The sequence below is a fragment of the Brachymonas sp. J145 genome, assembly GCF_036312245.1.
Classification (GTDB): Bacteria; Pseudomonadota; Gammaproteobacteria; order Burkholderiales; family Burkholderiaceae_C; genus Brachymonas; species Brachymonas wangyanguii.
This window is the reverse complement of the sequence record NZ_JAZDCI010000005.1, coordinates 25,415-51,166: the sequence shown is the minus strand read 5'-3', so window position 1 is coordinate 51,166 and position 25,752 is coordinate 25,415. Positions and strand designations below refer to the sequence as shown.

General features: G+C 63.8%; 24 protein-coding genes, 1 pseudogene and 1 riboswitch. Of the genes and pseudogenes, 5 read left to right on the top strand and 20 right to left on the bottom strand.

The annotated features are described in order from the left end of the window. Positions 1-13: 13 nt before the first annotated feature. Positions 14-595 (bottom strand): bifunctional adenosylcobinamide kinase/adenosylcobinamide-phosphate guanylyltransferase, encoded by a 582-nt coding sequence (locus V1261_RS06425; protein WP_329770801.1) that lies wholly within the window; start codon positions 593-595, stop codon positions 14-16. 161 nt (positions 596-756) lie between these two features. Next, positions 757-980: riboswitch (cobalamin riboswitch) on the bottom strand. 132 nt (positions 981-1,112) lie between these two features. Between V1261_RS06425 and V1261_RS06420 the strand changes: the two genes are divergently transcribed. The 3 genes from V1261_RS06420 (at position 1,113) to V1261_RS06410 (ending at position 2,903) form a co-directional block, all read left to right on the top strand. Then, a complete protein-coding gene (locus V1261_RS06420; protein ID WP_405198035.1) occupies positions 1,113-1,418 on the top strand; it encodes a DUF904 domain-containing protein in 306 nt (101 codons plus the stop codon). Beyond that, positions 1,415-1,759, top strand: a complete 345-nt coding sequence (locus tag V1261_RS06415; protein ID WP_329770800.1) for a cell division protein ZapA — start codon at positions 1,415-1,417, stop codon at positions 1,757-1,759. Before V1261_RS06420 ends, V1261_RS06415 begins: the two co-directional genes overlap by 4 nt. A 319-nt stretch (positions 1,760-2,078) precedes the next feature. After that, positions 2,079-2,903 (top strand): sulfite exporter TauE/SafE family protein, encoded by an 825-nt coding sequence (locus V1261_RS06410; protein ID WP_329770799.1) that lies wholly within the window; start codon positions 2,079-2,081, stop codon positions 2,901-2,903. 94 nt (positions 2,904-2,997) lie between these two features. On the opposite strand, the gene V1261_RS06405 is transcribed toward V1261_RS06410, so the two are convergent. Continuing rightward, complete coding sequence (locus V1261_RS06405) at positions 2,998-3,681, bottom strand: sulfite exporter TauE/SafE family protein (RefSeq protein ID WP_329770798.1); 684 nt, start codon at positions 3,679-3,681, stop codon at positions 2,998-3,000. 101 nt (positions 3,682-3,782) lie between these two features. After that, entirely contained in the window at positions 3,783-5,183 is a 1,401-nt protein-coding gene (gene hemN, locus V1261_RS06400; RefSeq protein WP_329770797.1) for an oxygen-independent coproporphyrinogen III oxidase, read from the bottom strand. 218 nt (positions 5,184-5,401) lie between these two features. Between hemN and fnr the strand changes: the two genes are divergently transcribed. Further along, complete coding sequence (gene fnr / locus V1261_RS06395) at positions 5,402-6,127, top strand: fumarate/nitrate reduction transcriptional regulator Fnr (protein ID WP_329770796.1); 726 nt, start codon at positions 5,402-5,404, stop codon at positions 6,125-6,127. Positions 6,128-6,215: 88 nt separating this feature from the next. Here fnr and V1261_RS06390 read toward each other — a convergent pair whose 3' ends face one another. The 16 genes and pseudogenes from V1261_RS06390 to V1261_RS06315 all read right to left on the bottom strand — a co-directional run bounded on the left by V1261_RS06390 (position 6,216) and on the right by V1261_RS06315 (position 20,596). Beyond that, positions 6,216-6,521 carry a nitrogen fixation protein FixH gene (locus V1261_RS06390; protein WP_329770795.1) on the bottom strand — a complete coding sequence of 102 codons (306 nt, stop codon included), beginning with the start codon at positions 6,519-6,521 and terminating at the stop codon, positions 6,216-6,218. Positions 6,522-6,541: 20 nt separating this feature from the next. After that, positions 6,542-8,011 (bottom strand): cytochrome c oxidase accessory protein CcoG, encoded by a 1,470-nt coding sequence (gene ccoG, locus V1261_RS06385; protein WP_329770794.1) that lies wholly within the window; start codon positions 8,009-8,011, stop codon positions 6,542-6,544. 150 nt (positions 8,012-8,161) lie between these two features. Beyond that, complete coding sequence (gene ccoP / locus V1261_RS06380) at positions 8,162-9,070, bottom strand: cytochrome-c oxidase, cbb3-type subunit III (protein ID WP_329770793.1); 909 nt, start codon at positions 9,068-9,070, stop codon at positions 8,162-8,164. Further along, entirely contained in the window at positions 9,067-9,246 is a 180-nt protein-coding gene (locus V1261_RS06375) for a cbb3-type cytochrome oxidase subunit 3 (RefSeq protein WP_405198034.1), read from the bottom strand. Before V1261_RS06375 ends, ccoP begins: the two co-directional genes overlap by 4 nt. 29 nt (positions 9,247-9,275) lie before the next feature. After that, complete coding sequence (locus V1261_RS06370) at positions 9,276-9,569, bottom strand: OmpA family protein (protein WP_329770907.1); 294 nt, start codon at positions 9,567-9,569, stop codon at positions 9,276-9,278. Positions 9,570-9,737: 168 nt separating this feature from the next. Further along, positions 9,738-10,355 (bottom strand): annotated as a pseudogene (gene ccoO, locus V1261_RS06365) (cytochrome-c oxidase, cbb3-type subunit II); the annotation flags it as partial. Between the two features lie 23 nt (positions 10,356-10,378). Continuing rightward, the gene (gene ccoN, locus V1261_RS06360; RefSeq protein WP_329770792.1) at positions 10,379-11,818 is read right to left on the bottom strand and encodes a cytochrome-c oxidase, cbb3-type subunit I; all 1,440 of its coding nucleotides are present in this window, start codon (positions 11,816-11,818) and stop codon (positions 10,379-10,381) included. Positions 11,819-11,883: 65 nt separating this feature from the next. Next, complete coding sequence (gene ccoS, locus V1261_RS06355) at positions 11,884-12,021, bottom strand: cbb3-type cytochrome oxidase assembly protein CcoS (RefSeq protein ID WP_329770791.1); 138 nt, start codon at positions 12,019-12,021, stop codon at positions 11,884-11,886. A gap of 4 nt (positions 12,022-12,025) precedes the next feature. Continuing rightward, the gene (locus V1261_RS06350; RefSeq protein WP_329770790.1) at positions 12,026-14,332 is read right to left on the bottom strand and encodes a heavy metal translocating P-type ATPase; all 2,307 of its coding nucleotides are present in this window, start codon (positions 14,330-14,332) and stop codon (positions 12,026-12,028) included. A gap of 110 nt (positions 14,333-14,442) precedes the next feature. Next, on the bottom strand, positions 14,443-15,240 hold the full coding sequence (locus tag V1261_RS06345) for an enoyl-CoA hydratase/isomerase family protein (RefSeq protein ID WP_329770789.1): 798 nt from the start codon (positions 15,238-15,240) through the stop codon (positions 14,443-14,445). Position 15,241: 1 nt separating this feature from the next. Then, on the bottom strand, positions 15,242-16,063 hold the full coding sequence (gene lgt / locus V1261_RS06340) for a prolipoprotein diacylglyceryl transferase (protein WP_329770788.1): 822 nt from the start codon (positions 16,061-16,063) through the stop codon (positions 15,242-15,244). Positions 16,064-16,175: 112 nt separating this feature from the next. Next, positions 16,176-17,342, bottom strand: a complete 1,167-nt coding sequence (locus V1261_RS06335; protein ID WP_329770787.1) for an OmpA family protein — start codon at positions 17,340-17,342, stop codon at positions 16,176-16,178. 142 nt (positions 17,343-17,484) lie between these two features. Next, positions 17,485-18,459 carry a S49 family peptidase gene (locus V1261_RS06330; RefSeq protein ID WP_329770786.1) on the bottom strand — a complete coding sequence of 325 codons (975 nt, stop codon included), beginning with the start codon at positions 18,457-18,459 and terminating at the stop codon, positions 17,485-17,487. Positions 18,460-18,537: 78 nt separating this feature from the next. Next, a complete protein-coding gene (locus V1261_RS06325) occupies positions 18,538-18,897 on the bottom strand; it encodes a Rieske (2Fe-2S) protein (RefSeq protein ID WP_329770785.1) in 360 nt (119 codons plus the stop codon). After that, on the bottom strand, positions 18,894-19,553 hold the full coding sequence (locus V1261_RS06320) for an HAD family hydrolase (protein ID WP_329770784.1): 660 nt from the start codon (positions 19,551-19,553) through the stop codon (positions 18,894-18,896). Before V1261_RS06320 ends, V1261_RS06325 begins: the two co-directional genes overlap by 4 nt. A 17-nt stretch (positions 19,554-19,570) precedes the next feature. After that, positions 19,571-20,596: an RluA family pseudouridine synthase gene (locus tag V1261_RS06315; RefSeq protein ID WP_329770783.1), complete on the bottom strand. Its 1,026-nt coding sequence runs from the start codon at positions 20,594-20,596 to the stop codon at positions 19,571-19,573. A gap of 603 nt (positions 20,597-21,199) precedes the next feature. Here V1261_RS06315 and V1261_RS06310 point away from each other — a divergent pair. Then, complete coding sequence (locus tag V1261_RS06310) at positions 21,200-24,139, top strand: Rne/Rng family ribonuclease (RefSeq protein WP_329770782.1); 2,940 nt, start codon at positions 21,200-21,202, stop codon at positions 24,137-24,139. A 264-nt stretch (positions 24,140-24,403) separates the two neighbouring features. Here V1261_RS06310 and V1261_RS06305 read toward each other — a convergent pair whose 3' ends face one another. Further along, a complete protein-coding gene (locus tag V1261_RS06305; RefSeq protein WP_329770781.1) occupies positions 24,404-25,750 on the bottom strand; it encodes a heme biosynthesis HemY N-terminal domain-containing protein in 1,347 nt (448 codons plus the stop codon). Between the last annotated feature and the right edge of the window lie 2 nt (positions 25,751-25,752).

The following is a 25,752-nucleotide window of genomic DNA, read 5'->3' as shown; positions in this document are numbered from 1 at the left end:
GCTCCTTGCGATGCTAGTCGGTCGATTTCAGGATCAGCGGCAGGCCTGCCGCCATCAGCGTGACATGGCTGCAATCCGCAGCCACGCGCTGGTTCAGGCTGCCCAGGCTATCCACAAAGGCACGCGTCTCGCGTCCCAGCGGAATCACGCCCAGGCCAATTTCATTACTCACGATATACAGCGGGCCGGGATACTCGCGCAGCGCCTGCAACAGCTGGTGGATCGCCTGCTCGGCCTGCACCGCATTGGCCGAATCGCCATCCAGCGGCATCAGCTGCTGCGTCAGCCACAGCGTCAGGCAATCCAGCACGATCGCGGTATCGGGCGATGCATGCTGCTGCAGCAGCTCCACCACCGGCAGGCTGCGACTGCCTTCTGGCATCTGCAGCGTCTCCATGCCGGGTACGCGGCGTGCACGCTCCTGCTGGTGGCGCACGATGCGCGTCTGCATCTCGGCATCCCAGGGCCGGGCCGTGGCCAGGTAGAGCGCCCGGTGCGCAGCATCCGTCGCCAGCCACTGCGCCGCCAGTTGCTCGGCACGCACGGTCTTGCCCGATTTCTGGCCGCCCAGAATCAGTTCGTGGTGCGCGCTCATGCCGAAGCCTCCTGTGCGGGCACGGACATGCTGCTGCAGGGCTGCAAGCGGATGCGTGCAACAGGATCAGGGAAAGCCAGCCAGGGCATGAGAGAAATGTGTGTACTTACAGACGCCTGCAGTCCACCCCGCCGCGGCATCCGACATGGTGCTGGCACAGCGGCCACACCCCCTTGCTGGCCGGTCTCCGGGCTGACGGCAGGCCATTGGCACCTTCCCGGCCGTAGCCAGTGGCATTTGCGCAATGGCTGTCGCCCAGGGAGCGACGCCGTTCACCGTTGCGGGGGCAGCGCAGGCTGCGGACAGGCCCCTGGCCCTCCTCCTGCTTCCCGTTGAAGCCCCTGGCCGGAATGGCCGCCGGGGCACCAGCAATCCGTCCATTGTAAAAGCAAACGCAGGCAAAACCCGGCAGACCGGCTACGGCTCCCGGCGCGCCGCCGACAAGCCGGGTTGCATCATCTACAATGAAGGGTCTAGCTCGGCTTGCCCGCACATCTTTTTCATGCCATTCGGTGCCATGACTACTCCTGTCCCCCCGATTTCCCTCGACCATGTGGCTGACCGCATGGAACGCATGCTGCTGCGCTACCAGGAGCTGCAAAAGACCAACAGCCTGCTGCAACAGCAGCTGCAGGAAGTCACCCAGGAGCGCGACTCGCTCAAGTCCCGCCTGGCGGCCGCCCGCTCGCGCGTGGACGTGCTGCTGACGCGCCTGCAGTCGGTCGATCCGGCGCAGCCGCTGCAGGCAAGCAGCTCGGCCCCTTTGGCCGCCTGGGGCCTGCACGATTCGGTCGATGACGAAGCTGCCAAGGACCAAGCATGAAGCAACTTGAAAAATCCATCATGGGTCAGGCCTATGTGCTGGCCTGCCCCGAAGACTCCGAAACCCAGATGCACGAAGCCGTGGCACGTGTCGATGCCGCCATGTGCCGTATCCGCGATGCCGGCAAGCTCCGCGCGCGGGAACGCATCGCCGTGCTGGCCGCGCTCAACCTGGCCTTCGACATCATCCAGCAGGAACAGCAGGCCCAGGCCATGCCGCTGGCACTGCCGCTCGCCGAAGACGGCGCCCCGAGCGAGGAACAGCTGCAAGCCCAGGCCCGCCTGCAGACCCTGATGGCGCGCATCGACGAGGCGCTGGCCGAGGACGGCCGCCTGATCTGAGCAAGGCGCGCGGCCCCGGCACGGGCCGCGTGAAATATGTCGGCATTTTTACAAAGCTGACACCCCAGACAGACAGGTTCGGCCTACAATGGGCTCGTCTGCAGCGGTCATGGCTTTATATTTCCTTGAACCAATGCTCCTGGAGCCCGGGCTTGGTAAATCGCCTGGCCAGCGTGATCATCTCGCGTCAGATGAACCCACGGCCTCGCTGCCCTCGCCCACCTGAACCCTTCCGTTCAGGATGACGGTCATGGCATGCTGCAGACCCTTATCTCCCCACGACGCACTCCCCCACCCCCAACGTTTACAATTCCAGCCCATGATTCTGGAACCGATTACGATTGCCCAGCTCGCCATGCTGGGTCTGCTGGGTGGCTTCATGGCGGGTTTGCTGGGTGTAGGTGGCGGCATGGTGCTGGTGCCTTTCATCACCTGGATCCTGACCAGCCGCGGCGTGGACAGCCAGCTTGCTGTCAAGATGGCCATTGCCACCTCCATGGCCACCATCATCTTTACCTCTATTTCCTCGGTGCGTGCCCACCACAAGCACGGCAAGGTGCGCTGGGATCTGGTCAAGGGCATCGCGCCCGGCATCATGATCGGCGCGCTGGTCGTCAGCATCGGCGTGTTTGCCCTGCTCAAGGGCGCCTGGCTATCCATCATCTTCGGCGTGCTGGTGATCTTTGCCGGTGGCCAGATGTTCCTGGACCGCAAACCCAAGCCCACGCGCCAGATGCCTGGTCCGGGTGGCCAGGTAGCCGCCGGTGGCGTCATCGGCTTTCTGTCCGGCCTGCTCGGTGCCGGGGGTGGCTTCCTCAGCGTGCCCTTTATGGCCTGGCACAACGTGCCGATCCACAATGCCGTGGCCACCAGCTCCGCGCTCGGCTTTCCGATCGCCATCTTCAACGTCATCGGCTACATCATCAGCGGCTGGAACGCGCCCAACCTGCCGGCCTATTCCATCGGCTATGTCTGGCTGCCGGCGCTGGTCTGCATCGCTTCCTGCAGCGTGCTGATGGCTCCCGTCGGTGCCCGTACCGCCCACGCCTTGCCGGTCAAGACGCTGAAGCGCGTGTTCGCCCTGATCCTCACCGGCCTGGCGATCAGCATGCTGGTCAAGGGCATGCAGCTGCTCGGCGGCTAAGCGTCCTCCAGCGCCAACAACAAAGGCCTGCAACGCATTGCAGGCCTTTGGTTTTTCAGGGCAGACAGCGTCTGCCGTCGCTGCGATCAGGCCATCAGCACCAGGGTGCCTGGTCATGTACCAGACCCAGATACAACGCAATACCGGCGCTCACGGCCAGTGCCAGACCAGCCAGGCGCACGCCCCACTGGCCATTGGCCCAACCCAGGTGATGCAGGCGCAACAGCAGCCAGGGACCGGCCATCAGCGACACGCTGGTGCCCAGCACGAACAGCGCCATCACGGCAGCGCCCTGCAGCGGCTCACCCGTCAGGGCGGCCACCATCAGCGCCGAATACAGCAGGCCACAAGGCAGCAGCGCCCATAGCATGCCGACGAGCACCGGGCCAGCCACGCCGCCCTTGCGCTGCAAGGTCTTCACCTTGTCCCAGACGCGCCGCGCCGAGCGCTCCAGCCAGGCCGGCTGGCGTGCCTGTACCAGCAGCACCAGGCCCAGCAGCAGCGCGGCAATATGCACCATGGTCCAGACCGGACGCAAGGCAGCGCTCTGCGTCGTCAGCCAGCCCAGCGCCTGGATCGTGGCGGCGGCCACGGCGCCCAGCGTCGCATAGCCGATCACTCGTCCGAGCTGGAACAGGCCCATCGCCGTGGTCTGCTGTCGCTGCTGTTCTCCAGCCGTATAGCCAATGCCGGCACAGGCGGCACCGCACATGGCAATGCAATGCGGCCCCCCTGCCAAACCCATCAGCAGGGCCGTGATCGCCATCGAAGTCTGCATGAACGTATCCTCATCCGGCCTGCCAGAACTGCCGACAGGCCTGTTGCTGGCACGCCAGCTGCCTCGCAGCGCATGCCCTGATCCTACCCCCGTGGCAGGTATCAGATGATTTTAGAGAATTTGGTCGCTGAACGCGCATCCTGCAGGTATTTGTCAAACAGCATGGCAATGCCGCGCACAAAATACCAGCCCTGCGCCGTCACCGTCAGGCCCTGATCGGTCAGCTGTACCATGCCTTCGCGCTCCTTCTCCTGGAGCATTTCCAGTTCCCGTGCAAAGTATTCGCGGAAACGGATCTCCGGGTAAGCCTGCTCAATCGCTTCAAAGCGCAACTCGCCCTGGCACATGATGGCCATGATCACGCTGCGACGCAGCAGGTCGTCGTTGGTGAGTGTCAGGCCGCGCACCACCGGGAAATGGCCACGCTCCAGCGCATCGTAATAGTCGTCCAGCGACTTCTCGTTCTGGCTGTAGGTCGCACCAATGCGGCCAATCGCCGATACACCCAGACCGATCAGGTCACAATCCGGCTGCGTGCTGTAGCCCTGGAAGTTGCGGTGCAGGCGGCCCTGCTGCTTGGCAATCGCCAGCGCATCCCCGGGCAGCGCAAAGTGGTCCATGCCCACATAGACATAGCCGGCCTCCTCAAAGGCCTTGAGCGACTGCGCCAGCATCTGCACCTTCTCGGCGCCAGTCGGCAGCGTATAGGCATCAATGCGGCGCTGCGGCTTGAAGCGCTCTGGCAGGTGCGCATAGGCGTACAGCGCGATACGGTCCGGGCGCAGTTCGCGGATCTGCTCCAGCGTGCGCGCAAACGAGGCAGCCGACTGCATCGGCAGGCCATAGATCAGGTCGGCGTTGATCGAGTCAAAGCCGATCTCGCGCGCTGCTGCCACCAATGCAAACACCTGCTCGGCCGGCTGGATGCGGTGCACCGCCTGCTGCACCTGCGGGTCAAAGTCCTGCACGCCAAAGCTCAGGCGGTTGAAGCCGAGCGCGTGCAGTGTCTTCAGGCGTTCGGCATCCACCGTGCGCGGATCCACCTCGATGGAATACTCGCCACCCGGAATCAGCGTGAAAGCCTTGCGGATCATGCCCATCAGGCGACCCAGGTTCTCATCATCCAGGAAGGTCGGCGTACCGCCACCAAAGTGCAGCTGCGAGATCGTCTGCCCTTCGCCCAGCTGCGCTACATGCAGGTCGATGTCGCGCTGCAGGTAGTCCAGGTACTCGACACCGCGCTCCTTGTGCTTGGTGATGATCTTGTTGCAGGCACAGTAGTAGCACAGCGATTCGCAAAACGGCACATGCACATACAGCGATAGCGGCGTCGCATGCGCCGGGCGCGAATTGTGGCGCTGTGCCAGCGCTGCGATATAGTCCGCTTCGCCAAAGGTTTCGACGAAACGGTCAGCTGTCGGGTAGGAGGTGTAACGCGGGCCGGGCACGTCGTAACGCGTCAGCAGCTCGGGGGTCAGTGCAGGATGGTGATTCAGGCTCATAAGGGAAATTCTAGACTTTTAAGCAAGCATGCGCAGCCGGGGACTGCCAATGGCGAACCGGCCGGATGCGTATTGCGATCCAGCAAACACGTGGTGATGGCAGCAATGTGCCCAATGTCCGTACGCAGGGTCTTGATTTGTATCAACGGAAGGGGTGCCCGTGCCATAATCGGCCGATCCACTACTGATATCAAGGGATATCGCTGCCAGACTGTGCCATGCCTGCCACCACTTTCAGCCCTCTCAAGGTCAACTGTTCCAACTGCAACCTGCGCGATCTCTGCATGCCCGTCGAAGGCGATGCCGACGATATGGATGCGCTGGCAGAGCTGATCAGCGCCCGCCGCAAGTTCAAGCGCGGTGATGTGCTGTACAGCCACGGTGAGCCGTTCACCAACCTGTACGCCGTCCGCACCGGCTTCTTCAAGACCGTGGTGACCACCCCTGATGGCCGTGAGCAGGTCACCGGTTTTCACATGGCTGGCGAAATCGTCGGGCTGGATGGCATCGTCAACGACCAGCACACCTGTGACGCCGTGGCACTGGAAGATGCCGAGATCTGCGTGCTGCCGTTCTCGCGCATGTCCGACATCTCACGCCAGGTACCGGCCCTGCAGACCCATGTCCACAAGCTGATGAGCCGCGAAATCGTGCGCGACCAGAACATGATGCTGCTGCTGGGCAGCATGCGCGCCGAAGAGCGCCTGGCCGCCTTCCTGCTCAACCTGGTGCAGCGCCTGCATGTGCGCGGCCTCTCGCAATCCGAGCTGGTGCTGCGCATGACGCGTGAGGAAATCGGCAGCTACTTGGGTATCAAGCTCGAAACCGTCAGCCGCATGTTTTCGCGCTTCGCCGACGAAGGCATCCTCGAAGTGCGCCAGCGCCACGTCCACATCATCGATCCGGAAGCCTTGGAGCGCATCGTCAACCAGCAAGGCGCATAAGCCTGCAGACAGCACAAGAAATGCCCCGCAACACCAGTTGCGGGGCATTTGTCATTGGCGGCAGGCGCTTGTCAATCTGCCTGCGACATCACTTCTCGGCGTCCGGTGCCACGCCGCCGGTCGCCGCATGGTTGCGCGCACGGTGGGCCGGCGTGTATTGGCCGCCCTTCTGTTGTACCAGCGACTGGTCTTCCACATCCTGGAACTGCGTCAGTACCTCGTTGGGTGAGCGCATGATCAGGATCCAGGTGATCAGGCTGGCGATGATGACGGCCACCGGACCGGCAATCACCATCCACACGATGGGATATTTCCACCAGACCCGGCCGTCTTCCGGGTGCGGCTGACGGTTCGGATCCTGGGAAGGGCTAGGGTTTTGCGGGGCTTGGCTCACGATAGTCTGCATCTGTCTGGTTAACGGTTGGGAACAAAGAAGGCCGCCTTTTCAGACACCGTGTCGCCACTCACGAATTCCTTCACGTCGAAGTAGATCTCGTGCGAGCCCGGCTCCATGCTGCCGTGCTGGATACGTACGCTCACGGCCTGCTGCGTCACCTGGGCCGGCGCCACCTTGAAGGTGCTGCCGCTGGCCACCAGCGCGCCCGGAATGCCGTGTACGCGCACTTCGTAGTCCTGCTCACGCTCGGTCGTGTTCATCACGCGCAGCGTATAGACGTTCTCGATCTTGCCGCCATCCACCATGCGCGCCATCACGCCACGGTCACGGATCACGTCCACGCGCATCGACGAACGCATGGTCAGGCTGACCACCAGCGCTGCCGCAATCGCCAGCAGGATGGTGGTGTAGACCAGCACGCGCGGACGACGCACACGCTCCCAGACCTGGCTGACATTCCATTTGTTGTCCATGGCATTTTGCGTGTAGTACTTGATCAGGCCACGCGGGTAGCCGACCTTGTCCATCACTTCGTCACAGGCATCGACACAGACACCGCAGCCAATGCACTCATACTGCAGGCCATCGCGGATATCGATGCCAGTCGGGCAGACTTGCACGCACATCTTGCAGTCGATACAGTCGCCCATCGCTGCCACCTGCTTATCGCTCATCTTCTTGGAGCGTGCGCCGCGCGGTTCGCCACGCTCCTGGTCGTAGGTCACGATCAGGGTATCGGCGTCGAACATGGCACTCTGGAAGCGCGCATACGGGCACATGTACTTGCACACCTGCTCACGCATGAAGCCGGCGTTGCCGTACGTGGCAAAACCATAGAAGAAGATCCAGAAGGTTTCCCAGTTGCCCAGGTTCCAGACCATGAAGTTGCCCAGCAGCTCACGGATCGGAGAGAAATAGCCGACAAAGGTCAAGCCAGTCCACAGCGAAATCAGCAGCCAGATCACGTGCTTGCCACCGCGCTTGGCGATCTTTTCGCCATTCCAGGGATTCTTGTCGAGACGCAGTCGCGCGCTGCGGTCGCCTTCAATCTTGGCCTCGACCCAGAGGAAGATCTCGGTATAGACCGTCTGCGGACAGGCGTAGCCGCACCACAGGCGCCCTGCCACTGCCGTGAACAGGAACAGCGACAAGGCGGAAATGACCAGGATGCCAGTCAGGTAGATGAAGTCCTGCGGGTACAACACCAGCCCGAAGATGTAGAACTTGCGCGAGGCCAGATCGAACAGCACGGCCTGGCGTTCGCCCCAGTTCAGCCAGGGCAGCCCGTAGAAGATGATCTGGGTGATCCAGACCAGCAGCCAGCGCAGGTTGGTGTAACGGCCCTTGCTGGATCGCGGGTGGATCGCCTTGGCCGATGCAAACAGCGAACCACCTGTGGCGGCATTAGTGATGTTTTCGATCGGGATGATGCGTTTTTCTTGGCCCGAAGGCTTCTTCGGCTCTTGATCACTAGGGTCTTGAGACATGACTTGTCCTGTTCGTCCAGATAGTTTCACACAAGCTTATGTGAAATCACCATTGTAGTACTACACAAATGGAACTGCCATGCACCCTTGACAAGTGCATGGCAGTTTCCCTGTCAGTTGCCAAATACGGCGGTATCTGGCATGGCTGACTTATTGCTGGTTGTTGGAGAGGCCCCAGACATAGGCCGCCAGCAGACGAATCTGTTCGGGCGTGAACTTGCTGCCCTGTTCCGGCATGATGTTGGTCTTGCCTTCGTTGATCATGTTGATCACGTGTTGCTCGCCAAAGCCATGCAGCCAGATGTTGTCGGTCAGGTTCGGACCACCCACGGCCTGGCTACCCTTGCCATCGGCACCGTGGCAGGCTGCACAGACAGCAAACTTGGTCTTGCCCACAGCAGCCAGGGCAGGATCATGCGGCACGCCAGACAGGCTCAGCACGTAGTTGGCTACCGCCTTGACGTCTTCCGGCTTGCCACCCACAGCTTGCGCCTGGGGCGTCATCACGCCGGTACGGCCCTTGGTGATGGTGTGGATGATGTCATCCGGCTTGCCGCCCCACAGCCAGTCGTTGTCGGACAGGTTGGGGAAACCGTTGCCGCCCTTGGCGTCAGAGCCGTGGCACTGCGCGCAGTTGTTCAGGAACAGGCGCTGGCCCATGCCCTGGGCTTGCGGATCCTTGGCAATCTCTTCGACCGGCATGGTGGCGTACTTGGCGAACAGCGGCTCGACCTGGGCACGGCCACGTTCCATTTCCTGCTCGTACTGGCTGGCAGACGACCACTTCAGCGTACCGCTGAAGCCGCCCAGACCCGGATACAGGACTAGGTAGCCGACAGCGAACGCGATGGTGATCCAGAACAGGCCAACCCACCAGCGCGGCAGCGGGTTGTTGATCTCGCGCAGGTCGCCGTCCCAGACGTGACCGGTGGTCTTGTCTTCGGCGGTGGCAGCCTTGGCATTGGCACCGAACAGAAGCACTGCAATACAGAACACGACGCCAAAAACGACAATCGCAATCACATACAGTGACCAGAAGGAACTATTAAAGTCACTCATTTTGTTTCCTTGGTGGTGTGGTGTTGGGGAGGAGCAGCATCATCATGGGCAAACGGCAGCCCGGCAGCTTCATCAAAGCCGGACTTGTTCCGTCGGGAAAAAGCCCACCAGATGATGCCGATGAACACTACGAAGGCCAGCAGCGTGGCAAGACTTCGCATGGAGGTGATGTCCATGATGAAAGGCTCCTCGTCCTTGTCGTTGGTTATTGCAGCGCCACGTCGACGCGACGGGCCTGGCCGCCAGCGCCGGCATTGTTGTCAGCGGGCTTCTGCAGGCTCACCTGGTCTTCGGTCAGGCCAGCGGACAGCAGCAGGTCGCGGACGGCGAATGCACGTTCCTTGGCCAGCTCTTCGTTCTGGGCAGCGTTGCCGGTGGCATCGGTGTAACCGGTGATGACGGCCTTCTTGCCCGCCTTCACGCCAGCGATCACGTCAGCCAGGGCTTCGGTACCACCCTGGGCCACATCCTTCTTGCCGGTGGCAAAGAAGAACTGCACCACACCGTTCTCGACCTTCACGGCAGCCTCGTCGGCAGCCGCTGCTGCGGGAACCGGAGCTACAGCAGAGGCGTCAGCCTGGGGAGCTGCAGCGGGGGCCGGAGCAGCCGGGGCTGCGGCCGGAGCCGGCTGGGCAGCAGATTGCACGCTGCTCAGCTGGCCGGTACGTGCCAGGCCCAGGCTTTGCAGGTAGGCAATCACGGCTTCCATTTCGGTCTTGCCCTTGACGGCTTCCGGTGCACCGGCGATAGCCTCATCGGTGAACGGCACGCCGACGCGACGCAGCGCCGTCATGTGGGCAGAGATGGTGTTCTCGTTGACCGTGTTCTTGGCCAGCCAGGGGTAGGCAGGCATGTTGGACTCGGGCACCACATCACGCGGGTTGTACAAGTGCTGGTAGTGCCATTCGTCGCTGTAACGGCCGCCTACGCGTGCCAGGTCAGGACCGGTACGCTTGGAGCCCCACTGGAAGGGGTGATCCCACACCGATTCGCCAGCCACGGAGTAAGGACCGTAGCGCAGCGTTTCGGCACGGAACGGACGCACCATCTGGGAGTGGCAGTTGTAGCAGCCTTCACGCAGATAGATGTCACGGCCGGCCACCTGCAGGGCAGTCGGCGGCTTCATGTTCTCGAGCGGCTGGGTCGTGGTCTTCTGGAAGAACAGTGGAACGATTTCCACCAGACCACCGAAGGCCACCACAAGCAGCACCAGGACGATCAGCAGGAAGCTGTTGGTTTCGACTTTTTCGTGGCTCAGGCGGCCACTGGTTGGATGATTAGCCATTTGTTTTCTCAGCTCCTCGGGCTTCAGGCATGTGCATGCGTCACGGCAGGGATCTGTGTAGTCACAGAGCGACCCTGGCTAGCAGTCATGATGGTGTTCCACAGCATGACGATCATGCCACCCAGGTAGAGCACGCCACCCAGCAGGCGGATTGCATAGAAGGGGAAGGTCGCCTTCACGCTTTCCACGAAGGTGTAGGTCAGCGTACCGTCGGCGTTGATCGCGCGCCACATCAGGCCCTGCATCACGCCGGCAATCCACATGGCTGCGATGTACAGCACGATACCGATGGTGGCGGTCCAGAAGTGGACTTCGATCGCCTTGACGCTGTACATCTCCTTCTTGCCGAACAGGCGCGGGATCATGTAGTACATCGAACCCATGGTGATCAGGCCCACCCAGCCCAGTGCGCCGGAGTGCACGTGACCAACCGTCCAGTCGGTGTAGTGGGACAGTGCGTTCACGGTCTTGATGGACATCATCGGGCCTTCGAACGTGGACATGCCATAGAAGGACAGGGACACGATCAGGAAGCGCAGGATGGGATCATCACGCAGCTTGTGCCAGGCACCGGACAGGGTCATGATGCCGTTGATCATGCCGCCCCAGCTGGGTGCCAGCAGGATCAGGGAGAACACCATGCCGACGGACTGGGTCCAGTCAGGCAGTGCGGTGTAGTGCAGGTGGTGCGGCCCCGCCCACATGTAGGTGAAGATCAGCGCCCAGAAGTGCACGATGGACAGGCGGTAGGAATACACCGGACGGCCAGCCTGCTTCGGAACGAAGTAGTACATCATGCCCAGGAAGCCGGTGGTCAGCAGGAAGCCCACTGCGTTGTGGCCGTACCACCATTGCACCATGGCATCCTGCACGCCTGCGTAGGCAGAGTAGGACTTCATGAGGCCGGCAGGCATTTCGGCGCTGTTGACCAGGTGCAGCAGGGCAATCGTCAGGATGAAGCCACCGTAGAACCAGTTGGCCACATAGATGTGACGCACCTTGCGCGTTGCCAGCGTACCGAAGAACACCACGGCGTACGCCACCCAGACCAGCGTGATCAGGATGTCGATCGGCCATTCGAGTTCAGCGTATTCCTTGCCGGTGGTGAAGCCCAGCGGCAGGGAGACGGCGGCAGCCACGATCACCAGTTGCCAGCCCCAGAAGGTGAAGGCAGCGAGCTTGTCCGAGAACAGTCGCACCTGGCAGGTACGCTGTACCACGTAGTAGGACGTGCCGATCAGGCCGGAGCAGCCGAATGCGAAGATCACTGCGTTGGTGTGCAGCGGGCGCAGACGGCCATAGGACAGCCACGGAATGCCAAAGTTGAGCTCAGGCCAGGTCAGCTGGGCAGCGATGATCACGCCCACCAGCATCCCGACCACGCCCCAGACGACGGTCATGATGGCGAACTGGCGTACAACCTTGTCGTTGTACGTGTTCGCCTGAGTATTGGAGAAACTCATTTTCACCTCTTTTATAAAAAACGCAGCAAGCGTAATCTTAAACGCAAATCACAAGTTGATACATCTCAATCCTGCTTGAAAATGCGCTGACCTTCTGCTTCGGTGTCCTCGAACTGTCCGGTGTAGATCGCCCACCACAGTCCGGCGATGATGAACAGCACCAGAACGACTGAGAGCGGAATCAGCAGAAAAAGAATATCCAAACGCTCACTCCTTTCCTTGATCCAGCCTGCGCACCAGGCGCATGGCATTCATGACAACCAGCAGCGAGCTGAGAGCCATGCCCAAACCGGCCAGCCAGGCGGGCACCAGGCCCATCATGGCAAGCGGAATTCCGGTCAGATTGTACGCCGCGGACCATGCCAAATTCTGTCGCACGACTTTCATCGTGTCACATGCGAGACGATAGCTGCCGGCAACCGCCTGCAGACTGCTGCCGAGAATGACGAAATCGGACTGCGCCTGGGCCAGCGGTACCGCCTTGCCCAGGGCAAAAGAAACGTGCGCACCGGCCAGTACCGGGCCATCATTGATGCCATCACCGACCATGGCGACGAAGTGGCCCTTGGCCTGTTCGGCACGCAGCACATCGAGCTTGTCGGAGGCGGTACAGCCGCCCATGGCGTGGTCGATGCCAAGCTGGCCGGCAATGCGCTGCACCGCCTGCGGGCGGTCGCCCGACAGCACCTGCAGGCGCAGGCCGGCGGTGCGCAGGGTATCCACCGCCTGCTGCGCATCGGCACGCAAATCCTCGCGCAACACGAAGGTGGCCAGCCAGCCCTGCCCGTCGCTCAGGTTGCAATGCAGGGTATCGGGCGGCAAGTCGGTGATCAGCTGCGGGCTGACCTGGCAGAAGGAGTCGGAGCCCAGGCGCAATGCCTGTTCCGGCACGGCGGCCGTGGCATCGGTTACCGTGGCCTGCACGCCCTTGCCGGCAATTTCGCGCACATCGTGCACCAGCCAGCGCTGTTCCAGCAGCGCTTCGCCCTGCAGGCCGGCGGCATCCACCAGGGCGCGTGACACCGGGTGCAGCGAGTGGCGGCCCAGTGCGCCAGCCAGCTGCAGCGCCTGCTGTTCATCCACGCCGGGGCGCACCAGGATGCGCTCCAGCGCGATCGTGTCGGACGTCAGGGTGCCAGTCTTGTCGAAGACGACGGTATCGATCTGGGACAGGGATTCCAGCGCCTGCAGGCGGCGCACCAGCACGCCATGGCGCGCCAAGCCACCGGCAGCGGCCAGCATGGCCGCCGGCGTGGCCAGCGACAGCGCGCACGGGCAGGTCACGATCAGCACCGCTACTGCCGTCATCACGGCAAAGGCCGGATCTCGCGGCCACCACCAGACTGCGGTCAGGAGGGCTGCCAGCAGCACGACGATCAGGAAGGGCTTGGCAAAACGGTCGGCATAGACGGCCAGCCGCGGCTTGTCGACCGAGGCCTGCTCCATCATGGTGACGATTTGCGCGTAACGGGTGTTGACGCCCAGACGGTCGATGCGGATCTCGACCGGGGACTGGATGTTGTGGCTGCCGGCGATGACGGCGGTGCCCTGCTCGCGTCGCAGCGGGCGCGATTCGCCGGTCAGTAGCGCCTCGTCGACCATGGTGCGGCCATCGACCACGGTGCCATCGCCCGGAAAGGCTTCGCCCGGAAGTACGCGCACCAGATCACCGACCTTGAGGCGGCGCAGCGTGACGCGCTCGAACACGCCCTTCTTGTTGCGGCGCTCCACGCTTTCGGGCAGGCGGTTCATCAGCGCTTCAAGCGCGCCGGCAGTACGGTCACGCGAACGCGACTCGAGCCAGCGCCCGGTGAGCAGGAAGAAGGCAAACATGGTCAGCGAGTCGTAATAGACCTCGTTGCCGAACATGCCTTGCGGATCAAAGGTGCCAAGCGAGCTGACGATGAAGGTGATCAGCATGCCCAGTGCCACCGGCAGGTCCATGCTGACGCGGCGGTGGCGGATATCGTTGAGGGCGTTGCGGAAAAAGGGCTTGCAGGAGAAGATCACCACCGGCAGCGAAATCACCCAACTGGCCCAGCGCAGCAGGTACAGCGACTGCGTAGAGATGTCCTTGCTGACATATTCGGGCCACGCATACATCATGACCTGCATCATGGCAATGCCGGCCACACCCCACTGCCAGACCAGATGGCGCTGCTCCTGGCGACGGCGCGTGCTGGCGAAGGCATCGTGCGCCGGCACGGCGCGGTAGCCAGCCGCCTGCACGGCACGCATCCACTGGGATGGCTTGACCTGGTCATCCTGCCAGACCACGCGGGCGCGGTGGCTGCCCGGGCTGACCTGGGCATCCTGCACGCCGGGGACGGATTTCAGCGCATCCTCGATCGTGAGGGCGCAGGCAGCGCAGTGCATGCCCTCGATCGCGACATTCGACTCCCAGGCATGCACATTGGCATCGCCGGCAGGCCGACGGCTGAACTCGGACCACTCATCGGGGTCGTCCAGCATCTCGATCTGGGTCGAAGATGGAATGGCGGAGGCAATGGACATGACGCTACCAACTCATCCGCCCGTCTGGCGGAGTACTGCTACAGAACTCCGGATTGTAAGGAGGGCTGTCAGTTTGTGCGCAAGTTTTACATAAAGGCCGACTGATATCCTCAGAAGCGCGCCGGCCGCTTGTCGATAAAGGCGGTGATGCCTTCGCGGTGCTCCGGGCTGTCGGCATAGTCGTAGGCCGTGACGCATTGTGCGTCCAGCATGGGCTCGGCGGCCTGCATCCAGGTGCGCATCATCTGCTTGTGCATGCGTGCCGCTACCGGCGACAGGCGCATGACGCGCGCCACGGTCTGCTGCACGTCGTCCTTGAGCGCGCTGCCATCGGCATGCAGGCGCGTCAGGAAACCGCGCTGCAGCATGGCATCGGCATCGTAGAGGCCAGCTTCGAGCAGCATGGAGCGCGCCACGGTGGGGCCGAGCACCTGTGCCACCAGCGCCGCCTCGCGCGGTGCCATCGGAAAGCCGAGCTTGCCGATCGGTGCGCCATAACGGCTGCCCTGCGTTGCCAGGCGGATATCGCAGCAGCTGGCGATCTCGACACCGGCGCCCATGCAGTTGCCTTCGATCGCGGCGATTACCGGCGCGTCACAGGCCAGCATCGCCGACAGGCCGCCCCAGACCTCGTTTTCGTGGAAATGGCGCAGGCTGTCGATCTCGAAGCGGAATCCGAAATACTCGGAAATATCGCCGCCGGCACAAAAGTGCCCGTCTGCACCCTGGATCACGACGCAGCGCAGCGGATCAGCGGCCAGCGCCTCCTGCTGCAGGCGCAGGAAGACCTCGCGCAGCTGCACCCACATGCTGCGTGACATGGCGTTGAACTTGCCCTGATGGCGCAGCGTGACCACGGCATGGCGTGCGCCTGCGGTCTCCTCGACCAGCAGCAGTACCTCGGCCATGTCAGACTCCCGGGCGCGCGTAATGGCGATCCGACCAGAGCCAGAGCGCCATGCCGCCCAGGATCATGGGAATACACAACCACTGGCCCATGCTCAGGCCCATGGACAGCAGGCCGAGGAAATCGTCGGGCTCGCGGAAATATTCGGCGATGAAGCGGAATACGCCGTAACCCAACAGGAACAGCGCCGCTACCTGCCCCGGCTTGCGCTCCTTGCGTGCGTACAGCCAGAGGATGATGAACAGCAGCAGGCCTTCGAGCAGGAACTGGTAGAGCTGCGAGGGGTGGCGCGCGATCATGCTGCCGCTTTGCGGGAACACCATCGCCCAGGGCAGCGAGGGATCCGCCGCACGGCCCCACAGCTCGCCGTTGATGAAGTTGCCGATACGGCCCGAGGCCAGGCCGGTAGGCACACAGGGCGCGACAAAGTCGGCCACCTGCAGCCACGGGCGCTTGCGCGAGCGGGCAAACCAGGTGAAGGCGCCGATCACGCCCAGCAGCCCGCCGTGGAAGCTCATGCCGCCCTGCCAGATCTTGAAGATGTCCAGCGGATTGGCCAGGTAGTATTCGGGCTTGTAGAACAGGCAGTAGCCCAGGCGGCCGCCAATGATGACGCCCATCACGCCCAGGAACAGGATGTCCTCGATATCACGGCGCGACCAGGCGCCCTCACCCTGGATGCGGTTGTAGGGAGCGTGCCGCAGGCGCATGGTGCCCAGCACATAGAACAGTACAAATGCCACCAGGTAGGTCAGGCCATACCAGTGGATGGAGAGTGGCCCGATCTGCAGGGCCACGGGATCGATCTGGGGATACATCAGCATGGCGCCAATGATAACAGCGCCAGCTGTCGCTACCGTGACGGACACGCTGCCGGATGTAAAAAACGGACGGCCCCGCAAGCGGGGCCGTCCGTGCCAGTGGCGAGTGTCACGATTACTCGGCGATCACGTCGACGCGGCGATCCTGGGCCAGGTTGCCGCTGGCACCATCAGTCTGCTCGGGCTTGCGCAGCTCGATACCTGACTCCGGCACACCCTGGGCGATCAGGTAGGCCTGCACCGCCTGGGCACGCTTCTTGGACAGCTCGGCGTTCAGGGCAGCATCACCACGCGGGTCGTTGTAGCCGCTGACCACCAGCTTGCGGCCCTGCTTGCCCAGTGCCACGATGTCGGCAGACACGGCATCCGCCGCAGCCTGGTTCACATCGGTCTTGCCGGTAGCAAAGTAGACCGACAGCACGCCGTTTTCCCAGGTAACGGCATCATCTGCCAGGGCCACAGCGCTGGCCGGGGCTGCCGGAGTGACAGAGGCAGCATCAGTAGCAGGAACAGCCTCGGAAGCGGCCAGCACGGCAGCGGCCGCTTCGGACGCCGAATCAGCAGCCACGACGGCAGGTGCCGATGCCGTGGCGCTGGCCGGAGCCGCGGACGGCTGCTCGACCGGCTGCTGGTTGCACATGCGCAGCAGCAGCAGCGCCAGCGCCGCCAGTGCACCGATCCACAGCCACTTTTTCCAGCCACCGCCAGAAGCGGCCTGCTGCACCGGTGCCGCCGCACGAGCGGCCGCCGCCGGAGCTGCGGCAGCCAGCGAACCCAGACCCAGGCCGGACAGCAGGCTGCCATCCAGCGCGCGGGCCAGGAAGCCCTTCTGCTCGTTGAGCAAGCCCACGAATTGCGGCTTGGACAGCTTGCCGGTCTCGACTTGCGAGCGCAGTGCACCCAGCACCAGCGGCAGTGCTGCCGACAGCAGGCTGCTGCCCTGCTCCGGTGCGATACCAGTCTTGCCACCCAGCAGACGTGCCAGGCCGCTCACCTCGTTATCGCCGAACAGCAGGCTCAGCCACTTGGCGCCCTTCTGCAGCAGCGAAGGCTCGATGCGGTCATAGCCACTCTCGACCTCGGGGCCGGTGATCAGGTTGAACAGGCGGGTCATGTTGTCGCCAGAATCAGTCTGGGACACTAGCTTGCCCAGCAGTGCCGGCAGTGCCAGCGCCGCAGAACGGCTGGCCGTGTCGCCGGACAAGCCAAGCTGGCCCTGCAGGTAATCGGTCAACAGGCCGGCGGCCTTGGTCTTGAGCACGGAAGTCAGATCAATCGACATGGTCTCTCCTGGAAAAAGTCAGGACCGGCGCCCGGGTGCCGGCTGGATACGGGCAGACAAAAACGTCTGACGCTGCAGTGTAATCGCGTGAATCGACAGCTTGATGTCAGAAAATGGCGATAGTGTGTGCTTTGTCACGCCATCAGCGCCAGCTTGCCGTGTTGCCCAGTGCTTTCACCGCGCCCTCGCCCACTGCCGAGCCAAAACGGCGTGCCAGACGCTCGGCCACGTTCTCACGCTGGGTGTAATCCACGATGCGCTCGAACTTGGCCACTTCGCGTGCCACATAGCTGGTATTGCCCAGCTTGTCGGCCAGACCCATGCGCACCGCCTGCTCGCCGGTCCAGACCAGGCCGGAGAACAGCTCGGGCGTTTCCTTCAGGCGGCTGCCGCGGCCTTCGCGCACCACCTGGATGAATTGCTGGTGGATCTGGTCGAGCATGGTCTGCATATGCGCCTTCTGGCCTTCGTCCAGCGGGCTGAACGGGTCCATCAGGCCCTTGTTGCTGCCAGCCGTGATCAGGCGGCGCTCGACACCGAGTTTCTCCATGGTGCCGGTGAAGCCAAAGCCGTCCATCAGCACGCCGACGCTGCCGATCATGCTGGCCTTGTCAACGTAGATCTCGTCGGCCGCCACGGCGATGTAGTAGGCACCGGAAGCGCAGGTGTCAGAGACCACGGCGTAAAGCGGCTTGTTGTACTGCTTCTTGAGGCGGATCAGCTCTTCGTTGATGATGCCGGCCTGCACCGGACTGCCACCGCCGGAGTTGATGGACAGGATCACGGCACGCGAGCCCTGGTCGGCAAAGGCCGCCTCTACCGCCGGCAGGATATTGCTGACGCTGGCATCGGAGCCGTCGGCGATCTCGCCGCGGATATCGACCATGGCAGTGTGCGGCGCAGTCACCTTGCCCATGCTGGACGGGGTGCGCTGGAACAGCAGCCAGGCCAGCAGCACGAAGAAGGCCAGCCAGGCCATGCGGACGACAGTGCGCCAGCGGCGTGCCGCCTGCTGTTCGCGGATGGAGGCCATCGCGATCTTTTCCAGGGTGGTGCGTTCCCAGTCCTGCTTGCGCGGAGGGACCGGGATCAGGGAATCGTCTTGAGGTTCGGACATGGGGTTTCGGAGTGAAAAATGCAAACCGGGCACGGCCTGTTGCCAGCCCGGCGTTCAGCCATTGTAGGGCCTGCCCTGTCAGCCTGCAGGCTGGATATCGGCATCCGGCAGCCAGAACACCTGGCCATCCTGCTCCAGCACCTGCACCGCCTGCAGGCCACCCTGGCACGGACCACCCGCACAGGCACCACTGGCCGGATCAAACAAGGCACCATGGCTGGAACAGATCAGCCACTGGCCGGAAGCATCGAACACGCGATTCGGCATCAGGTCCAGCTCCATGGCCACATGGGTGCAGCGATTCAGCCAGGCATGCAGCTGCCCTTCAAAACGCACGACAAAGGCACGGCACGGATAGCCACGCTCCAGCACCTCGAACGGCCAGGCATCGCCACCGTCGGTGATATCACTGGAGGCACAGAGCGGAATCGCGTTCATGCAGGCGGCTGCAGCAGGCAGCTGCGCAATTCGGCCACGCTGTGCACCACCTGCAGCGGCTGCCAGCGCTCGAAGCCGCTGGTGCCGTGTGCGCCATAGCTCACCGCCACGCTGGCGCAGCGCGCGTTGTAGGCCAGTTCCAGATCGTGCGTGGTATCGCCAATCATCAGCGTGCGTTCGGGTGACACGTCCAGCTCTTCCATCAGCTCCAGCAGCATCTGCGGATCCGGCTTGCCTGCGGTCTGGTCAGCGGTACGGGAGGCATCGAACATGTGCGTCAGGCCGACGGTTTCCAGTGCCTCATCCAGGCCACGGCGGCTCTTGCCGGTGGCGACGGCGAGCTGGTGGCCACGGCCGCGCAGCTCGGCCAGCAGCTCCGGCACGCCATCAAACAGCGTGATGTCGTTGATATGGCGGAAATAATGCACGCGATAGCGGTCGGACAGCTCGCGGTAGCGCTCCTGCGGCACATCGGGCGCGACCTGGCGCAATGCATCGAGCAGGCCCAGGCCGATCACGTAGCTGGCCTGTTCGCGCGTCGGGCGGGCACCACCCACATCGACCACCGCCTGCTGCAGCGCCAGCGTGATGCAATTGGTGGAGTCAAACAGGGTACCGTCCCAGTCAAAACAGATCAGGTCGAAGCGGTGTTGCATGGTGTTGTCTTCCGTCCTCATTCCATAGTGTGGCTGGCGGCATCGCCGGCCTGCTGCACAAAGCCAGCCAGCGCCGGCTCCAGCGGCTGTTCAAGCTGTACTTCCTCGCCCGTGGCCGGGTGCACGAAGCGCAGCCGCCAGGCGTGCAGGAACATGCGCTTGAGCCCGGCCTTCTGCAGACTGCGGTTGCGCTCGAAATCGCCATATTTCTCGTCGCCAGCGATTGGGTGGCCACTCGAAGCCAGGTGCACGCGAATCTGGTGCGTACGGCCGGTCTTGATGGTGACTTCGAGCAGCGTCATGGCGCCCAGCGGATGCGCGATGCGCTGCGCCACGCGCACCAGCGAGACCGATTTCATGCCTTCGGGATCATCGCGCGTGGTGGCTCGCACGCGGCGCTCGCCCTCCTGCCCCGGCTTGCCCGGCAGCAGGAACTTGCGCAGCGGCGTATCGATGACCTTGCGCTTCTCCTGCCAGTCGCCCCAGACCAGCGCCAGATAGGTCTTGCCGGTCTCGCGCTGGCGGAACTGGTCCTGCAGCGCGGTCAGGGCCGAACGGCGCTTGGCGATCAGCAGGATGCCGCTGGTTTCGCGATCCAGCCGGTGCACCAGCTCCAGAAAGCGGGCCTGCGGCCGCGCCCGGCGCAACTGTTCGATCACGCCAAAACTGACACCGCTGCCGCCGTGCACAGCAACACCTGCTGGCTTGTTGACGGCCAGCACGTGCTCGTCCTCGAGCAGTGCCGGAAATTCACGCGGCGGCGTGGCTTCGGCCTGCTCGACGGTACTGCGCTGGGCCACACGCACTGGTGGCACGCGCACCACATCACCGGGCTGCAGCCGGCTGTCGGCCTGGGCGCGCCCCTTGTTGATGCGCACTTCGCCGCTGCGGATGATGCGGTAGACATGCGTCTTCGGCACGCCCTTGAGCACGCGCAGCAGGTAGTTGTCGAGACGCTGGCCTTCGCCGTCGTCACCGACCTCGAGATATTTGACGCTGGGTGCCGCTACATTTCCGGCATTCGCCCCTATAATGTTTTTCACTGTGAAAGTCTGTCCGATAGGCTGTGCCCAATAGCAACTAGTGTAAGGCACAAGCCCCAGTCGCGGCTTTCCAGCAAGTCCATGCCACTGGCGGGGCTGCCTGCAGACCGGATGCCAGAGTCATCCGATGGCACCAGCTCCCTCAGCCCAGGCTGACGCCCCAGAAACACCATATTGGAATATTTTCCGCCTGACTGGCCTCCGTGCCAGCGCAGGCGGTCGGATGAATGCAAGTGCGCGGCATTTTGCTGGTTTTTTCTCTCCTGTCTACCGGACTCACTTCCGTGCTGCGCCTTCCCGTGCGCCTGGCAGCGGATGACCGTGGTCAGGAAGCCCAGCCCCTGATCAACCGCCCCGTCACGGCTTTCCGCCCTGCTTCCTTCCCTGCCGCCAGGCGGCACGGAGGCGCACGGTCACCTGCGCGGCAACCCGCCCGCGCCACTGCATTCCTCCACGCGCCTACCCTCCCCTGTCCGGCCTTGCGGCCTGCGTGACGGAGTCTCCCGGCAATTCCCTTCCGTTTCCGGCGTTTGCCCTGGCATGTCAGCAACAGCTGCACTGTGCCGCTGCTGCATGTCTGTAACTGCATAAAGGAAACGCATCATGAAACGGATGCTGATCAACGGCACCCAGTCGGAAGAACGCCGACTTGCCATCGTCGACGGCCAGAAGCTGCTCGACTACGAAATCGAGATCGAAGGCCGCGAACAGCGCAAGGGCAATATCTACAAGGCCGTGGTGACACGCGTCGAGCCCTCGCTGGAAGCCTGTTTTGTCGATTACGGCGAGGACCGCCACGGCTTCCTGCCGTTCAAGGAAATTTCGCGCCAGTACTTTGCCGAAGGCGTGCCGGTCAGCCAGGCGCGCATCCAGGACGTGATCCAGGAAGGCCAGGAACTGCTGGTGCAGGTCGAGAAAGAAGAACGTGGCAACAAGGGCGCCGCCCTGACCACCTTCATCAGCCTGGCCGGCCGCTACGTGGTGCTGATGCCGAACAACCCGCGTGGCGGTGGCGTCAGCCGCCGCATCGAGGGCGAGGACCGCGCCGAGCTGAAAGAGGCAATGGACCAGCTCGAATACCCCAAGGGCATGAGCATCATCGCGCGCACTGCCGGCATCGGCCGCAGCGCACCCGAGCTGCAGTGGGACCTGAGCTACCTGCTGAAGCTGTGGGAAGCGATCGAGGGTGCTGCCGGCGCTGGCAAGGGTGCCTTCCTGATCTACCAGGAATCCAACCTGGTGGTGCGCGCCCTGCGTGACTACTTCAGCCCGGAAATCGGCGACATCCTGATCGATACCGACGACATCTACGAGCAAGCGCACCAGTTCATGAACCACGTGATGCCGGAGCACGCATCCAAGGTCAAGCGCTACCGCGACGACGCACCGCTGTTCAGCCGCTTCCAGATCGAACACCAGATCGAATCGGCCTACTCCCGCATCGTGACCCTGCCGAGCGGTGGCGCCATCGTGATCGACCACACCGAGGCACTGGTCTCGGTCGACGTCAACTCGGCGCGCGCCATCAAGGGCAGCGACATCGAGGAAACCGCCACCCGCACCAACCTGGAAGCTGCCGACGAAGTGGCGCGCCAGATGCGTCTGCGCGACCTAGGTGGCCTGATCGTGATCGACTTCATCGACATGGACGAGCAGAAGAACCGTCGCGAGGTGGAAAACCGCCTGCGTGACGCGCTGCGCCAGGACCGCGCGCGTGTGCAGTTCGGCACCATCAGCAAGTTCGGCCTGCTGGAAATGAGCCGCCAGCGCCTGCGCCCGGCCCTGTCCGAAGGTGCTTCCATCCCCTGCCCGCGCTGCGGTGGCTCCGGCCACGTGCGCGATACCGAATCGAGTGCACTGCAGATCCTGCGCATCATCCAGGAAGAGGCGATGAAGGACAACACTGCGGCCGTGCACACGCAAGTGCCGGTCGAGGTCGCCTCCTTCCTGCTCAACGAGAAGCGCTCCGAGATCGCCAAGATCGAGCTCAAGCAGCGCGTGCACGTGATGCTGGTGCCGAACAAGGGCCTGGAAACGCCGCACTACCGCCTGGAGCGCCTGAAGCACGACGATCCGCGCCTGGACAACATGGATGCCAGCTACAACCTGGCCGAAGAAATCGAGGATCCGACCGCCGTCACGCGCCGCTCGCAGGAGCCGACCAACCGCCAGACGCCGGTGCTGAAGAATTTCCTGCCCGAACCGCCAGCCGTGGCCGCACCCGAAGTGGCGCCTGAGCCGGTTGCCGCGCCGGCAGCTGCCGCAGCTCCGCAGCCGGTGGTCGAGCAACCCAGTGGCTTCGCCGCGCTGTGGCTGAAGATCAAGCGCATGTTCGGCATGGCCGAGCCCGAGCCGGAAGTGCAACCCGAACCGGTCAAGCCGGAACCCGAAGTCAAGCCGGCCGGCAAGTCCGATGGTCGCCGTGGTGGCCAGCGTGGCAGCCGTGGCGGCAATGGCCGCAGCAGCAATGGCCAACGCAGCGGCCAGCGCCAGGGTGGCCGTGGCGAGCGCCAGGATGACGGCAGCAGCCGCTCCGAGGAGTCGCGCGACAGCCGTGCTCCGCGTAGCGAGCAGCCAGGCGAGGCACGCCAGGAGCGCAGCAGTTCCGGCAACCGCAACCGCCGCGGCGGTGAGCGCTCCGGTTCCGGCGAGCGCAGCGAAGGCGACAACAGCCAGCAGCAGCGCAACGAACGCCGCCAGCCGCGCCAGACCCAGCAACAGCCGCTGGCAGACAACGCCGAAGTACTGGCCGCTGGCGTAGCCGCAGCAGCCGTCAGCGCTGTTGCCGCGACTGAAGCCAGCGCCGGCGACACCGCCGCCACCGCTTCCGAGACCGGCAGCAGCACCGACAACGGCGAGCCGCGCGAGCGCCGCGAACGCCGTTCGCGTGACCGCTACGGCCGTGACCGCCGCAACCGTGGTGACCGTGCCGAGCGCACCGCATCCGACGAATCGCAGGACACTGCCGACAGCAGCAGCGCCAGCACCGAGGACAACGCACCGCGCAGCTATTTCTCGGCGCAAGCCAATGCGCCGGTACCGGGCCTGGCCCTGTCGGCCCCGGAGAGCACCGAAACAGCCGCACCGGCTGAAGTAGCTGCCGAGACTGTTGCCGAATCCGGCACCGTCCTGGCCATCGCCGCTCCAGCAGAAACCCCTGCTGTCGTGGCCACCGTAGCCGAAACCGCTCCCGTGGCAGCAACAGCCACCGAAACGGCTCCCACTCCGCTGGCAACGCCCCAGGTAGAGCCAGCCGTGGCCGTGGTCGAAGTCGCCGAAACAGTGGCGGCAGAACCTGTCACCTTCACCCTGCCGCTGACAGAGCTGCAGCAGGTCGCCGAGCAGGCTGGCCTGGTCTGGGTGCATTCCGATGCCGACAAGGTCGCTGCCGTACAGGCCGAAATTGCCGCCACGCCCAAGCCGGTACACGTGCCGCGCGAGCGCCCGCCGCTGGTGGTGCTGGACGAAGGCCCGCTGATTCTGGTGGAAACGCGCCGTGACCTGGCAGCCAACCCGCTGCCATTCGAGCAGGCTGCGCAGTAAGCACAGCCACAGACAGGGCCCGCGCCCTGTCGCTTTCGGCCAGGCGGCCACTGTCCCCGACAGTGGCCGCTTTTTCATGGGCGAAGCTACCGGCAGGACAGCCGCAACTGCAGCGTCAAGCACAGGATCGGATCGATCAAGCGAAGCAGGACGTACGCAAGGCCTGGCGGCACATCAAGCCGCATGAAAGGGTTGGGTACAACTGCAGGCGTCAGTGCACGTGTAAGCTGTGGCACGTACAGCGGCCAGCCAGAAGAAGAAGGCTCAGGCAGACGTGATGGCAGCCTGCTTCCAGGCTTCCAGCGCCGCCGTGGTATCGGCGCGCTGTTCCGCCAGTTGCGCCAGCACCATCCAGGCCTTGCGGCGCAACGCCGGCACCTGCTGCAGGCGCGGCAAGGCCTGTTCGAGCCATTGGCGTGCCGAGTCTGGCTGCTGGCGTTGCAGGCAGACCAGACCGTACAGGTATTGCAGCTCCGCCTGCTGCGGATGACGCTGGCTGGCCTGCTCGATACGCTGTTGCCAGTCAAGCTCCAGACTGCCCAGCGAATCCCCCAGCATCAGCACCACGGATTGGCGCTGTACCGGGTTCAGCGCTTCGGGCGATATGGCCAGCTGTTCCCAGACCGGCAGCAGCCAGTGGCTGGCCTGCGCGGGCGAGCCTCCCAGCAACTGCAGGCGCTCCGCTGCAGCCAGGGCAATCGCCGGTACGCTGCGCTCCTGCGCGGCCAGGGCACGCCAGTGCTGCTGCAGCTGCTCTACATCGTGGGCGGAGCGCAGCCAATCGGCCGCCAGCTGCTGGATCAGGGCCTGGCCGGCAAGCGGCGAGAACGCCTTGTGTCGCACCAGCGCACGTGCCGTATCCAGCGCCTGCTGTACATCGCCCTGCTGCTGCGCCGCACGCAGGCGGTAGCGCAAGGCGACAATCCGGCGCGTCGCCCCCTGCGGCAACTGGTCCAGCAACTGCAGCGCCTTGTCCGGCTGGTGACTGTCGAGCGCACGGCGCACCGAGCGCAACAACAAGCCTTCGCGTGTTTCTGCCGCTGCGCCACCGTGGATCAGGCGGGCCTCCTGTTCGGCGCGCGCCTGGCAGGTATCACGCCATTCGGCATCCAGCATGCCCTGGCTGCTGTCAGCCATCAGGTTGTGCGCCAGCGTGCGCATCTGCATGCGATACGCCGGAGCCGGCGCTGCGGCATGACCGGCCTTAGTCTGATCCGATTCCGTTTCGGCAGGCTGTGCCGGATCCGGCCTGCCATACAGGCCCTCGTCCTGTTCCAGCGCCTTGCCGGCGGCGGTGCGGGCACGGCCATAACGGCCGGCAATCTGGTAGGACATGGCATCAAGCAGATAACCGTGCATGGCGCGCTCTTTCTGGTGCGTGCGCCAGCGTTGCGCCTGCAAGGGCAGGCTGGACAGGATCTGTACGCCACGCAACAGCGCAAAACCGAGCAGGAACAGGCCGACGATCACTGCCACCACCAGGTTCAGCGACAGGTCGATGGCCTGCGTCGGCGACCAGTAGACAGTCACCACGGCCTGGTTGCCGCCTGCCAGCAGGGCCAGCAGCGTGGCCAGAAGAAACAGCAGGACCAGCCAGAGTAGCGCGCGCATCG